The organism is Heyndrickxia sp. MSNUG (assembly GCF_049532715.1).
Classification (GTDB): domain Bacteria; phylum Bacillota; class Bacilli; order Bacillales; family Cytobacillaceae; genus Mesobacillus.
Genome location: NZ_CP150978.1, coordinates 2,841,957 through 2,855,899, shown reverse-complemented (window position 1 = coordinate 2,855,899; position 13,943 = coordinate 2,841,957). Strand labels below are relative to the sequence as shown.

Genomic DNA, 13,943 nt, shown 5'->3' with positions numbered 1-13,943 from the left:
GAATAGACTGAAACCAGTTAACAAACCATAAATTAGAGAAAATGTAAGGAGGAAGCTATGTACCGTTTATTCACACATAATGATCTGGACGGAGTTGCCTGCGGAATTCTTTTTATGCTTGCTTTTGGAGAAGGAGTGGACATTCGATATAATTCGGTTTCTGGGCTAAACTTTCATGTTGAACGATATTTTGAAAGTATGAATGACAAAATGAAGAGAGAAGATTTATTGTTCATTACTGATCTTTCTGTTAATGATGAGATCGCTGAAAAAATAAATGAATTTGTTTTAGCTGGAGGTAAAGCGAAGCTGATTGACCACCATAAAACAGCTTTGCATTTCAATGATTACCCATGGGGCGATGTTAAAGTGGAGGACCAAAACGGGACGCTCACAAGTGCTGCTTCGCTGGTATATGAATATCTAGTTAATGAGAGCCATTTGCAAAAAAATGGATCAATAGATGAATTTGTAGAACTGGTCAGGCAGTATGATACATGGGACTGGGATATTCTCAAAAATTACAAGGCGAAAAACTTAAATGATTTATTTTTTATGATATCGATAGAAGATTTTGAAGGTCGGATTGTTCCGCGTCTCCAGGCAGGAGAGCATTTTGAATTTGATGAATTCGAGCAAAAACTGCTGGAAATGGAAGAAGATAAAATTGATCGATATATTAGAAGGAAGAAGCGTGAAATTGTACAGATTTACACAAACACAAATGGACTTTATGGAGGGATTGTACATGCTGAATTCTATCATTCTGAATTGGGTAATGAATCAGGAAAAGAATTCCCTCATCTGGATTATATATCCATTATCAATTTGGGTGGCAAGAAAATCAGTTTCAGGACCATACACGACGATGTAGACGTTTCAGCTGTTGCAGGAGAGTTTGGCGGTGGTGGTCACGCAAAGGCGGCTGGATGTTCGATGAACGGTGAAGCATTCACTCGTTACATAAATGAAGCATATCCTCTCGGCCCTATCCGTCAGGATGCAGTCAAAAATGTCTATAACCTTAAGGAATCAAAGAATGGCTGTCTTTATGAAAATCGAGAAAGAGATTTATTCATGATTAATGCTGAAGGGAAGGAATATTTCATTTCGCTAAGCAACAATGATAAATTAGGGCCATACGAGAGTTTTTTTGATGCAGAGCGTCATTTGAAAAGAGAATATAGGGCAGCTCTAGCCAAAGATGAGATATATGTGCCCTATCTTGAATCCAAAGTATTTAATCACGTCAATATTAATGGCCCATCAAGATTTTCTTGATGGGCTTGTATTACTTTGTGGTTCATTACCAGTCCTGTAAGGAGATATCAATCTGTATCTCTAATTTATTGATAGTTTTTGCAATATTCTACTGTTAATTACATTCATAATTAACTCCTTTTTAATCTAATTTTGCCTCTAAGTTCAATGGTATTTTGCTGATTATTCTCTTCAATGCATAGATATTCCATTATTATTAAAATTCAATAACTTTGCAGAAATCTAGTTGGATATTTGCTAAAATTAAATTCGGATACTGGGATAATGGATGTGTTTGAATGAAGAAATGGCTGATATTTTCTATTTTGATCATGTTTGGAATTTTTAACTTAAATGAACCTGTACTTGCTGAAGCTGGTGCCGCTGATCTAACATCGGAGGCTGCTGTATTAATGGACACACAGTCGGGTGCGATACTCTTCGGTAAAAATGAAGAGGTGAAAATGTATCCTGCAAGCCTCACTAAGATTGCTACGGCGATTTATGCAATTGAAAAAGGGAATTTGGATGATCAAGTAATAGTAAGTAAAAAAGTATTTGATATAGACGGAACAAGGGTTTATTTAAATCCAGGTGAGCAAGTGACTTTAAAGAAGCTTATACAGGGTATGTTGATTAATTCTGGAAATGACGCTGCAATGGCAATTGCAATTCATCTGGATGGGACGATGGAAAAGTATTCGCAACATGTTAATGAGTTTCTGGAATCCGAGATAGGTGTAAAGGCGACACATTTTGTAAATCCGCATGGTTTATTCGATGAGGATCATTATACGACGGCTAAGGATTTAGGGATAATCCTGAATTATGCGATGAAAAACGAGGATTTTCGCGAAATCTTTGGAACAAAACAGATGAAATGGGATGGAGAATCCTGGGACACAACTCTTTTGTCTCACCATCGGATGCTGAAAGGAGAAATCCCCTATCCAGGAGTTACCGGAGGAAAGACGGGATTTGTTGACCAGTCCAAGCAAACATTGGCGACTACTGCAGAAAATGGGCCGCTTAAATTAACTGCAATCCTGTTGAAATCAGAATATAAAAAGAAAATTTACGATGACACAATTAAGCTGTTTGATTATGGATTCTCGAATTTTAAGTCCTCTCAGGTTAAAAAGGGGGAAGTATTCACAAGCGGCAAACGGCAATTCACATATAGCGCGGATACTTTCTTGACTGATCCAATTGATGAAGGCAATAGAACTGTTGACTCAAATGGAGTTTTGAATATCGAAAATAGAGAAGGTAAGGTTATTCAAACCGTTGAACTGAAGCCGATAATTAAGAAAAAACTAGAAGTAAAGAATACTGCTCAAAAGGCAGAACAGAGCGGGGTATTGTCACTTAACTCTATTGTAGGCGGTATATTGCTTTTGTTTGCTGTCGGTGTTTTGGTATTGAACCGAAAACAAAAAAGAAATAGAAGGTATCGAAGCAGGTAATCATGGCCTGCTTTTTTATTTTGGCTGTTTTTTAAAAGATTGTTGTTTTGATAGCAAAACAATTATAAATTAGTTGATTGAGCACGGGTCCGAGAACAACTCCATAAGGAAAAAGCAGGACGAGTTGTTATGAGAAGACGTCCGAGAACAACTCGAAGAGAAAAAAGCGCGATGAGTTGTTATGAGGAAAGGTCCGAGAACAACTCGAAGAGAAAAAAGCGGGACGAGTTGTTATGAGGAAAGGGCCGAGAACAACTCGAAGAGAAAAAAGCGGGACGAGTTGTTATGAGGAAAGGTCCGAGAACAACTCGAAGAGAAAAAAGCGCGATGAGTTGTTATGAGAAGACGTCCGAGAACAGCTTGAAGAGAAAAAAGCGCATCGAGTTGTTATGAGGAAAGGCCCGTGAACAATTCAATGAGGAAAAAGCAGGAACTTGAGTTTTTCAGCATTCTTCCACGCGGAAAGCGAGCATCCTTACGTTTGAATCAACCCTACTCTAAAAGCAACAATGTTTACGAATCCAGCCTTTATTTTCATCAGAAATGATTTCTCTCATAAGACAAGATTGTAAGGGGGATGTAACAATTAATTAACCATCTTTTACATTCAGTTAATGAGAGATTAATAGACTGTCTTTATAGTGGGAGGTGGATTGAATAACCTAACTGGAGGTCTTGGAATGATGATTAAACAAAACTTCAAAAAGAAGATTCTTCCGATCGCTGTGATTTCTACTGTAGCGTTCGGAGGCTTAGCAGGGACATTTCATGCAAAAGCGGAAAAGGAAGTAAGTGATAACCGTGCAGAAATTAAGAACGTCATTTTCTTAATCGGTGACGGCATGGGTAATACATATACATCAGCTTATCGTTATTTAAAGGACAACCCTGATACACCTGAAATGGAAAAGACTGAATTTGATAAGTATCTTGTAGGAAATCAGATGACATATCCAGAGGATCCTGAACAGAATGTAACTGATTCTGCTGCGGCAGCAACAGCGATGTCTGCCGGGGTTAAAACATACAACGCAGCGATCGGTGTTGATAATGATCAAAAACCAGTTAAAACAGTACTAGAAGCAGCAAAGGAAAACGGCAAGGCAACTGGACTCGTTGCTACATCTGAAATCACTCACGCAACTCCTGCTTCCTTCGGTGCGCATGATATTTCAAGGAAAAACATGAATTCGATTGCGGATGATTACTATGATGAAATGATTAACGGCGAACATAAAGTGGATGTAATGCTAGGTGGCGGATTAAGCAATTTTGTACGTCAGGACAGAAACCTTACTGAAGAATTCAAAAAAGCGGGCTACAGCTATGTTACGGATCGCAGCCAAATGCTGAACGACAAAAACGATAAGATTCTAGGTTTATTTGCACCAGGCGGCCTGCCAAAAATGATTGACCGCGAAGAAAGCACTCCTTCACTTGCAGATATGACTAATTCTGCTATCGAACGTTTAAATAAGGATAAAGACGGGTTCTTCCTTATGGTGGAAGGCAGCCAGGTTGACTGGGCGGGCCATGATAACGATATTGTGGGTGCAATGAGCGAGATGGAGGACTTTGAACAAGCATATAAGGCAGCTATTGAGTTTGCGAAGAAGGATAAGCATACTTTGGTTGTTGCAACTGCTGACCATTCTACTGGCGGATACTCAATCGGTGCAGAAGGTGAATATAACTGGTTTGGTACACCAATCCAAGCTGCTAAACGAACGCCTGACTTTATGGCTGCAGAAATAGCCAAAGGAGCTGAAGTGGAAAAAATATTAAAGAAATATATTGCACTTGATTTAACAACAGAAGAAATCCAGTCAGTAAAAGATGCAGCAGCTACAAAGAAGGTATTAACAATTGACAATGCTATTGAAAAGATTTTTGATGACCGTTCCCACACAGGATGGACGACTGGAGGACATACTGGTGAAGATGTTCCGGTATTTGCTTTTGGACCTGGGAAAGAACGCTTTTATGGACAAATTGACAACACGGACAATGCAAAGAATATATTTGATATCCTTGAAAATAGCAAAAGAAAATAGACATTAAATCTCCCGCCAGGGCCAAGGCCACGGCGGGAAATTTCTTGGAGAAGGGGTTTCTCAATGGAAAAATATCTCTCGTTCCTTTTAGCTATTTCAATTTTATCCGGCTGTTCCGCAGCAGCTCAGGAGGATCCTGCTAAAGGAAGTAAAGCAGATGGGGCGGTTAAAGCATCTGAGGAGCCGAAAATCCCTAATAAATATGTACCTAATCCTCAAGTAACAGATGATAGTACTTTGAAAAAGGCAGGGGACACAGTTACTGATCGTAAAGGGGAACTCACTTTAAAAGCAATCAAGAAAGTAAATAAGCATTTTACATTAGAAGGGATCCAATATACGATAAACGATATTAAGTTGATCCATTATGTACCTGACTACAGCATGATTGATTTTTTTCATCCATATACACATGAAGAAGAATTCGATTTCGTAAAGATGGGAATCGAAATTGAAAATACTTCTAAAGAAAACTATCATTTCGCTCCTGTCGCGTTAATGAAGGTCAATGGATCCATTCACAAAACATGGGAAGATGATTTTTACCTCGAGGAATTGAATGGGGAAATTGCTGCAGGTCAAATGAAAAAAGGGAGTGTCGGTTTTATTGTGGATGAACTAGATGGACTTAGCGAAATTGAAATTTTATCTGGTGACTTAGTCGGTGCGGACAAAAAGAAAAAAGCAAGTCCAGTTAGACTGACAATTCCAATTAACTGAGTAAAATAAGAGCCATGGGACCCATGGCTCTTATTTTTATGCAGGCAACCCCTTTTGAATGCCTAGGATTTTATAAGGGAAGTTGAAAAAAGCATGATAAATGATATACCCGCCATGGCAATTACCCAGAGCCACGCAGCCTCCATATTTCCCGACTCGATCGCAACATAAATGGCTGTTGGAGCAGTCTGTGTCTTACCAGGAAGATTACCCGCAAACATAAGCGTTGCACCAAATTCCCCTAGTGCCCTTGCGAAACTGAGGATCAATCCTGTAACGAGGGTTTTCGCGGAAAGCGGTAATGTCACATACAGGAAAACCTTCCACTCGCCAGCTCCATCCACTCTCGCTGCTTCCTCGGCCCCTGGGTCAATCGAAAGAAATCCACTCTTTGCTGATTGATACATAAGTGGAAAGGCCACCACAGATGATGCAATGACTGCAGCCCACCATGTGAACATAATTTGGCTTCCAAATATAGTTTCTATCACCCGGCCAACAGGGCTGTTAATTCCGAAGATGATAATCAAAATAAATCCTACTACTGTAGGCGGCAAGACTAGAGGTAAGGTCAAGGCTGTTTCAACAGCTGTTTTACCGAAAAATCGTTTCCTTGATAAGATTCTTGCCGCAAATATACCTGAAATGAAAACGATAATGACTGATATTGATGCGATTTCAAGTGAAAGCTTAATCGGTGTCCAAAAATCACTGTACATTAATAATCAATCCAATGCTGCTTTAAAGCCGTATTTTTTAAAAATATCCATTACATCTTGAGTCTTCAGGAATTCGAAAAACTGAGTTGATTCATCAGCATTTTTAGAAGAAGAGATTACACCTGCAGGATATATAATTGGATCATGCAAACCGTGTCCGGAAATTGGGATCGTCTTTATTTTATCAGAAATTATCGCATCTGTTTTATAGACTATCCCTGCATCGACATTTTCGGTTTCAACATAGGATAACACTTGGCGGACATCCTTTGTGTTAATGATTTTCGATTCCAGCCTGCTCCATAATCCTGTTGAAATGAATGTTTGTCTGGCATACTGCCCTGCAGGTACCGTTTCTGGCGTGCCAATGGCAATTCTTTTAATATCGGTTTTAAGCAAATCATCAAGGGATTCAATGTTTTGTTTTTCTTTTGGAACAATTAATACTAGTTCATTTCCTAAAAGCTGGGTACTGTGATTTTTATCAATCATATCTTTTGCTAATAGCTGATTATATTTATCCTCAGCTGCAGATATAAACAAATCAACAGGAGCACCCTGAGCAATTTGCTGCTGGAGGGACCCTGATCCGCCAAAATTAAAAATGATTTTGACATCAGGATGATCCTCCATATATTTTTGTCCAGTTTCTTCCAAAGCTTCACGAAGACTAGCTGCGGCAGAAATTGTAAGTTCTTTTTGCTCATTATTCTTATCGGTTTGGCAGCCGGTGATAATCAGCGATATGGCTATGAAAAAAAAGATAATAAATTTCTTCAATTGTTACATCCTCTCGTAGAAGCCTATTAAAAAAATGTGTAGAACAGGTTGTTTGCCTATTCATCCTGTTTTCGTGTAAGATGCTTCACGCTTTTTCATAAAAAACCATTTTACTATAGCTGCAAAGTTTATGAATCTATTTATAATGAATGACATAACTGATTATATCGAATTATCGATGATGCAGCACACAATAAAATCACAAGTTAGTGAAAAAGTCATTGAGAGGGAGATGGATAATAAAAAAAAACTGCCGTGCAGCGGCAGCTTTGATTGAACTATTGAATGTTTCCGGATTTTTGATCGATCTGCATGCATACCTCGTCTGCAGACAGGCCGCTTGCTTCAATTACCGAACCTTGGGTTGACACATCTTGCATACCCATGACGTTTGAATCAGTTCCGCTCACTACACAGAAATCGCAGCCTTGAGCATCAGCTTCCTGACGAAGGTCAACAACTTCATGTCCTCTTTCACGCAGAGCAGCGGAAACGTTTGTTAAAGATTGTTCTACACCAATTCTAGCCATAACTCACACCTCCTCACCAATTTAAGTTGTCCGTGATAAGAATAAAATATTCCTGTGGCAAGACAATATTAAGGCATGATCAAAATTAACGGGAGGTGCCACAATGGCAAAACGTAAAAAAGATCCTTCAACCATTGGACTGAATTCTCCACAAGTTGAGGGCCAGGGTACAACTACAAGCGAATCAGGCAGCAGAACCGCTTCGTCTTCACGAAAAAAGCAGAAAAAGGTGTAAATGAGAAACCTTTGAGCAGGAATCCAATAGGCAATTCGTGTTTGCAGGCAAATTTACTGTTAACAAAGGAACAGCATGATAAAAAGACCCGCGGATACTTCCGGGGGTCTTGATATTTCTGAATAAATTATGCGTACATTTCAGCGATTTGCTTTTGAAGTTCCTGGTTCTCCAAGTATTCATCATACGTCATTTGCTTATCTACAAGGCCTGCAGGAGTGATTTCCATGATTCGGTTTGCAACGGTTTCAACAAACTGATGGTCATGGGAAGAAAAAATCATAGCACCTTTAAAGTTAATCATTCCGTTGTTAAGCGCGGTGATTGATTCAAGGTCCAAGTGGTTTGTAGGTTCATCAAGAAGCAAGACGTTTGAACCAGATAACATCATTTTGGAAAGCATGCATCGGACTTTCTCTCCCCCTGAAAGCACACTTGCCTTCTTCAGAACTTCTTCACCAGAGAAAAGCATTCTTCCAAGGAATCCACGAAGGAAACTTTCACTGTCGTCTTTAGGGGAAAACTGACGTAGCCAGTCAACCAAAGTTAAGTCGCAGCCTTCGAAGAATTCAGAGTTATCTTTAGGGAAGTAAGCTTGTGAAGTTGTAATACCCCATTTGAAACTTCCGCTATCAGGCTCCATTTCACCAGCGAGAATTTTGAATAATGTTGTAACCGCAAGTTCGTTTTTTCCGACAAGTGCAATTTTATCATCTTTGTTCATAATAAAACTGATATTATCCAGCACTTTTACACCATCGATTGTTTTCGATAAACCATCGACTCTTAAAAGGTCATTGCCGATTTCACGGTCTGGCGTAAATCCGACATATGGGTATTTACGGGAGGATGGTTTAATGTCATCCAGAGAGATCTTATCAAGAAGCTTTTTACGGGAAGTAGCCTGCTTAGATTTAGATGCGTTTGCACTGAATCTTGCGATGAAGGCTTGCAATTCCTTGATTTTCTCTTCTTTTTTACGGTTTGTATCCGACTGCATTCTAAGTGCAAGCTGGCTGGATTCGTACCAGAAATCATAGTTTCCGACATAAAGCTGAATCTTACCAAAATCAAGGTCAGCGATATGCGTACAAACTTTATTCAAGAAGTGTCGGTCATGGGATACAACAATGACAGTATTCTCAAAATTGATCAAGAATTCTTCAAGCCATTGGATCGCTTTGATATCCAGGTGGTTTGTAGGTTCGTCAAGCAATAGTACATCAGGCTTACCAAAAAGAGCCTGTGCAAGAAGTACCTTAACCTTTTCTCCGCCGCCAATATCAGCCATTTTCTTATCATGCAGTTCTTCGCCAATTCCCAAACCTTTTAAAAGGATCGCTGCTTCCGATTCAGCTTCCCAACCGTTAAGCTCTGCAAATTCACCTTCTAATTCGGCAGCTTTCATGCCATCTTCATCAGTGAAATCTGCTTTCATGTAAATGGCGTCTTTTTCCTGCATTACTTCATATAAACGGGAATGACCCATAATTACTACTTTCAGTACTTCTACATCTTCATATTCAAAGTGGTTTTGCTTTAAAACTGCAAGGCGTTCACCGGGAGTCAAAGATACGTTGCCAGCTTGCGGCTCGATTTCTCCAGATAGTATTTTAATGAATGTTGATTTGCCTGCACCGTTTGCTCCGATCAGGCCATAGCAATTACCAGGAGTGAATTTAATATTAACGTCTTCAAATAGCTTGCGGTCACCATATCTCAAGCCTACATTTTGAACTGTAATCATTTATTTAATAGCCTCCATTAATATATATCCCAAAGATTATAACATGTTTGACTGCCAGTAGCGAATTCTTTTTCTGTGGAGGTTCCAGAGGATAATATTAGAGTAATAAATAAACTTAACATACAAAAAGAGTTTTTAATTGATTCAAAATGGGAAAAGGCGAGAGTAGGATAAAGATGTTGTTAATAAAATGCGCCAGATTGAAGGGTGAATAGATAGAAAGTAACAGCCATTTTAAAAGAAAAGAGTATAAAGATTGAATTAGTTTATGGTCGTTTAAAAATTTCTTAAACTATGTCAATTTTTTTGCTCGTTTTCACACATTTTTCATATTTTTCATGTAAAATAATAATAGACAAAGATGGAAAAAAGGAGTTTTTGAAATGGCTAAAAAGCAGCTGGTTGATTTCGTTAACCGACTAAAAGAATCAGGGATTAAAGTCAGCTTCACTAAGCCAAAATCAGAATTTTTCTCCCTGCAAAAGACAGAGAAACATCCCACCACTGTAAATTCACACTAAAATAGCCCGGCCATTTCGGATGATTGTGTGTCAATACGACAAGCTAGTCAACATCAGCCAATGCTGAAAACGGCCAATAAAAAACAGCTTATTGCGATCATAGTAAATAAAAAAAGCGGTGTGCAAACACCGCTTTTTTCATATTATAATTCATCCATAATTGATTTGAATACTTTTTCCTTATCGAATTCTTCACCCATAGGGAATTTTTTTATGAATTTATTGTTTTCGTCAATTAAATAAGTAAATGTACTGTGCACGTAAAAACCATTGCCAGGATCACGGTATTGAAATTTAAATGTATCAGCTACCTGTTTGATTTTTTGTTGTTCTTCTAAAATATTTGTCTTGTCTCCCGTGAGAAAGAGCCAATTCCCGTCATTCTCCAGTCCGAACGTGTCCATATATGTCCTTAATACTTCAGGGGTATCTCGGTAGGGATCAATAGTCACGGTGACAAACTGTACTTTATCGCCAAAGACTCCCTCTTGGACTAAATCTTTCCTCAGTAAATTCATCTTTTGTGTAGTCGTTGGGCAAATATCAGGGCAGTGGGTATAAATAAACTCTACAAGTTTGATTTTTTTAGTGTGTTCCCCGAAAGTATAATTCTTCTCACCCATTGTAACGAGCGTAATGTCGTCTGGAATCTTAGCATTGGCATCCCTTATTAGGAAAAAGGAAATGCCAGCTGTGATCCCTATTAGCACGATAAGCGAACTGATGATATATATTTTTTTCATAACACAAACCTCCCCCTTATAAGATATAAGAATCGTAAGGAAAATCATATGGACATTGTGTGAACTATGTTAAATAGGAAAGTTTGCATTAACATAATTTACATTATGAGGCTACTTTCAGCCATAAACTTTTTTGTAATTAGATATTAGTCTTGAAAAGAATAAAGGTACTCGCCGAAAGGAAATTGTATAACATGGATGTTTAGTCTATGTTGCAAAACTCAACTGGACAATTTTCACATCCAATCTCCTGTTTTAAAAATTGCAGGTTGTGATGGATGATTCTTTTTCGATTAATGGAAAGGATTTTTTCCTCCCGTAAATCTCCAATCATACGGCTTACACTTTCCCTGGCAGTTCCACAATAATTAGCCAGATCCTGATTAGTGATTGGAACATTTATGCAGATGCCATCCTCTTTTTTAATGCCGTAGCTATTGCTAAGCCGGATGAGGCGCTTCTTGGCCTTCTCTAAATGAAAAATTTCCTTTTTTATATTTTACGATCTTTTCAGAAACATTTAATAGTTCGTTTATTTCATAAGAAAATCTCTTATGGTCATTATTTCCGGCCACACCATCCCCACCATTGCAGTCCTTTGTTTAACTTTATTTATATGAAATATAAACATCAGGTCAACAGGGAAAATGTGAACAAATTTTAATCCGCTTTTTTGATAAAGGTTTTAGTAAAAACAAACTTAAATTGGGCATGCCATAAAAGGTAAATATCATGAATCTGGTTGACTTTACATTTTTTAGGAGTTATTCTAATGAAGAAAAGATTTTATTTATAAGGAGTATGTTTTATGTTAGGTGTCGTTCTTAACTAATCCGTTAACTTTATACGGTCAATCCGGAATATTTTTAATCATGGCCTTTATAAGGTTTATTTAGCCATGGTTCGGGATTGAGGGTTAAGAACAATGAACATAGTAAAGCATGCTGATATCCATAAGCATAAGCTGTGTACATGTACACAGCTTTTTTTATGGGAAAATGCTGGCGGAAGGATCGCCAGGCATTCTTAAAGCCGCTTTGGACATTGTTCCATGGCGGTTTTTTGCGTTCCATCTATACATTCATCTGCTAATCAGCAATCTTTACCTTTGGCTGTATTAAAGGTAAATGTTGATTGGAGTGGAAGGCAGTCGATTGATGCGGTATCACCGGAAACACCACTGAAAGTGAGTGCCTGGTGTGTAAATCAAATACGGTTTTATTTTAAGGAGGAAAATAAATTGAACGAACAAACATTTAACGTCTTAGGATTTATTAAGATCAAAGAAATGATCTCAAGCTTCGCTATGACAGAGCTTGGGCGCAAAAAAGTGAACGATATGCTGCCTTCTGTGAATGCAAAGCAAATTACCTCCTGGCAGGAGGAATTGGCAGAGGCAATCGAGATCCTGAAAATCAGTTCAAGCGTTCCAATTCATGGTCTTGAGGGTATGGAATTAGTCTTGAAAGGGTTCCATAAAGGGATCCCACTTAGGCCAGACCAGTTAGTCATGCTATTGAATTTTCTTGAAACATGCAATAAAATACGCAGGTTTATGAAGGAAAAGGAATATTGTGCTCCAAGAGTTTCTTCGTATGTTTATGGAATTGAAGAATTGCCTGAGCTGGCAGCAGAGATTCAAAGATGTATCCGAAACGGTCAAATAGATGATTATGCGACTAAAGAGCTTTTAAAAATCCGCAAACAAATAGCAATTCAGGAGGAACGTTTAAAGGAAAGACTTAATCAGGCCCTTAAATCGGGGAAAATGAAACCTTTTTTACAGGAGTCGGTCATAAGCCAGAGAAATGGAAGGTATGTGATCCCGATTAAAAAGGAATACCGGACAAAAGTGAAGGGAGCTGTACTCGATACATCTGCTTCTGGATCGACACTTTTCGTTGAACCAGAAGAAATTGGCGCTTTCCAGGAGCAAATGGGATGGCTATACGCTGAAGAGCAGGCGGAGGTTGAAAAAGTTTTAATATCATTGACTGGTATGGCGGAAGGAAATGAGAAAGAGATTCGCCTTGCCATCGAAACAATGGTCCATTATGATGTGTTATTTTCAAAAGCAAAGTATTGCAGATCGATTGATGCGAAACGGGTCAAAATATATGACGGTTCCATGATCATGTTCAAGGATGCGAGACATCCACTGCTTGGTGACAAAGCAGTCCCGTTAACGATTGAAATTGGTTCCGATTATCAAGCTTTGGTTATAACTGGGCCCAATACTGGTGGTAAGACGGTTTCCATAAAAACAGCTGGATTGCTTGTCTTAATGGCTCAGTGCGGGCTGCATTTGCCTGTTGAAGAGGAAAGTACTTCAGGAATTTTTCATAAAGTCCTTGTCGATATAGGGGATGGACAGAGTATTGAACAGAATCTTAGCACATTCAGTTCAAGAATCGTAAATATCATTGAAATTTTAAAAGAAGCGAATGATAAAACGCTTGTCCTCCTTGATGAACTAGGTTCTGGTACCGATCCAGGCGAAGGTATGGGGCTGGCCACGGCAATCCTTGAAAACCTTAACAACAAAGGCGCAACCTTGTTTGCAACTACTCATTATAGCGAAATAAAAGAATTTGCCGATCAGCATCAAGATTTCATGAATGGATCAATGGAATTTGACCTCGAGACCCTTAAGCCAACATATCGCTTACGGATTGGGGAAGGTGGGGACAGCCAGGCTTTTGCCATTGCCTTAAAGTTAGGCATACATCCAAAATTAATTGAAAGAGCCCATGAAATAACTTATAAGGCAGAAAAAGACTATACTGTCTTATTTGAAGATGACCCTTCTGCCTTAAAAGGGAGGGAACAGCAGATTATAGTGAATAAGCATCAAAGGAGGGGGCCTGCAGCAGAGAAAAAGACGGTAACGCAATATGATATGGGTGATAGTGTACACGTAACCACAATGGGTGAACTTGGAATCATTTATAAAGGACCAGACGTAAATGGGAATTATATTGTCCAGATCAAGAGCGAAAAGATTCAGGTGAATTATAAGCGTCTAAAGCTTAATATTCCTGCAGCAGAACTATATCCGCCCGATTATGATTTCAATATTATCTTTGAATCAAAGCATAACCGTAAACTACTGAACCAGATGGATAAAAAACATTTAGATGGCACTGTTATAAATTATGATGCCTAAGT

13 protein-coding genes and 1 pseudogene are annotated in these 13,943 nt (G+C 38.6%); 8 read left to right on the top strand and 6 right to left on the bottom strand.

Features of this window, described 5'->3' with window-relative positions:
* Nucleotides 1-57 precede the first annotated feature (57 nt).
* The 4 genes from AABM38_RS14280 to AABM38_RS14265 all read left to right on the top strand — a co-directional run bounded on the left by AABM38_RS14280 (nt 58) and on the right by AABM38_RS14265 (nt 5,500).
* Entirely contained in the window at nt 58-1,281 is a 1,224-nt protein-coding gene (locus tag AABM38_RS14280) for a DHH family phosphoesterase (RefSeq protein ID WP_423407035.1), read from the top strand.
* Nucleotides 1,282-1,559: 278 nt separating this feature from the next.
* Nucleotides 1,560-2,726 carry a D-alanyl-D-alanine carboxypeptidase family protein gene (locus tag AABM38_RS14275; protein WP_423407034.1) on the top strand — a complete coding sequence of 389 codons (1,167 nt, stop codon included), beginning with the start codon at nt 1,560-1,562 and terminating at the stop codon, nt 2,724-2,726.
* Between the two features lie 683 nt (nt 2,727-3,409).
* Nucleotides 3,410-4,780, top strand: coding sequence for an alkaline phosphatase (locus AABM38_RS14270; protein ID WP_423410743.1), 1,371 nt, complete (start codon nt 3,410-3,412; stop codon nt 4,778-4,780).
* A 63-nt stretch (nt 4,781-4,843) separates the two neighbouring features.
* A complete protein-coding gene (locus AABM38_RS14265; protein WP_423407033.1) occupies nt 4,844-5,500 on the top strand; it encodes a DUF4352 domain-containing protein in 657 nt (218 codons plus the stop codon).
* Between the two features lie 62 nt (nt 5,501-5,562).
* Here the strand turns inward: AABM38_RS14265 and modB are convergent, their stop codons facing one another.
* Together modB and modA are read right to left on the bottom strand one after the other, a co-directional pair.
* Complete coding sequence (gene modB, locus AABM38_RS14260; protein WP_423407032.1) at nt 5,563-6,219, bottom strand: molybdate ABC transporter permease subunit; 657 nt, start codon at nt 6,217-6,219, stop codon at nt 5,563-5,565.
* Nucleotides 6,220-6,225: 6 nt separating this feature from the next.
* Nucleotides 6,226-6,999 carry a molybdate ABC transporter substrate-binding protein gene (modA, locus tag AABM38_RS14255; protein WP_423407031.1) on the bottom strand — a complete coding sequence of 258 codons (774 nt, stop codon included), beginning with the start codon at nt 6,997-6,999 and terminating at the stop codon, nt 6,226-6,228.
* A gap of 130 nt (nt 7,000-7,129) precedes the next feature.
* Here modA and AABM38_RS14250 point away from each other — a divergent pair, with 130 nt between their 5' ends.
* A complete protein-coding gene (locus tag AABM38_RS14250; RefSeq protein WP_423407030.1) occupies nt 7,130-7,276 on the top strand; it encodes a hypothetical protein in 147 nt (48 codons plus the stop codon).
* 1 nt (nt 7,277) lies between these two features.
* Here the strand turns inward: AABM38_RS14250 and AABM38_RS14245 are convergent, their stop codons facing one another.
* Nucleotides 7,278-7,529: a YkuS family protein gene (locus tag AABM38_RS14245; protein ID WP_423407029.1), complete on the bottom strand. Its 252-nt coding sequence runs from the start codon at nt 7,527-7,529 to the stop codon at nt 7,278-7,280.
* A 103-nt stretch (nt 7,530-7,632) separates the two neighbouring features.
* Between AABM38_RS14245 and AABM38_RS14240 the strand changes: the two genes are divergently transcribed.
* Entirely contained in the window at nt 7,633-7,764 is a 132-nt protein-coding gene (locus tag AABM38_RS14240) for a YuzL family protein (protein WP_423407028.1), read from the top strand.
* Nucleotides 7,765-7,891: 127 nt separating this feature from the next.
* On the opposite strand, the gene AABM38_RS14235 is transcribed toward AABM38_RS14240, so the two are convergent.
* Nucleotides 7,892-9,511: an ABC-F family ATP-binding cassette domain-containing protein gene (locus tag AABM38_RS14235; RefSeq protein ID WP_423407027.1), complete on the bottom strand. Its 1,620-nt coding sequence runs from the start codon at nt 9,509-9,511 to the stop codon at nt 7,892-7,894.
* 383 nt (nt 9,512-9,894) lie between these two features.
* Here AABM38_RS14235 and AABM38_RS14230 point away from each other — a divergent pair, with 383 nt between their 5' ends.
* A complete protein-coding gene (locus AABM38_RS14230; RefSeq protein ID WP_023627787.1) occupies nt 9,895-10,032 on the top strand; it encodes a hypothetical protein in 138 nt (45 codons plus the stop codon).
* Nucleotides 10,033-10,175: 143 nt separating this feature from the next.
* On the opposite strand, the gene AABM38_RS14225 is transcribed toward AABM38_RS14230, so the two are convergent.
* Both AABM38_RS14225 and AABM38_RS14220 read right to left on the bottom strand, forming a co-directional pair.
* A complete protein-coding gene (locus tag AABM38_RS14225) occupies nt 10,176-10,775 on the bottom strand; it encodes an SCO family protein (protein ID WP_423407026.1) in 600 nt (199 codons plus the stop codon).
* Nucleotides 10,776-10,977: 202 nt separating this feature from the next.
* A pseudogene (locus tag AABM38_RS14220) lies at nt 10,978-11,229 on the bottom strand (helix-turn-helix domain-containing protein); the annotation flags it as partial.
* Between the two features lie 786 nt (nt 11,230-12,015).
* Between AABM38_RS14220 and AABM38_RS14215 the strand changes: the two are divergent.
* Nucleotides 12,016-13,941 (top strand): endonuclease MutS2, encoded by a 1,926-nt coding sequence (locus AABM38_RS14215; protein ID WP_423407025.1) that lies wholly within the window; start codon nt 12,016-12,018, stop codon nt 13,939-13,941.
* Nucleotides 13,942-13,943: the final 2 nt, after the last annotated feature.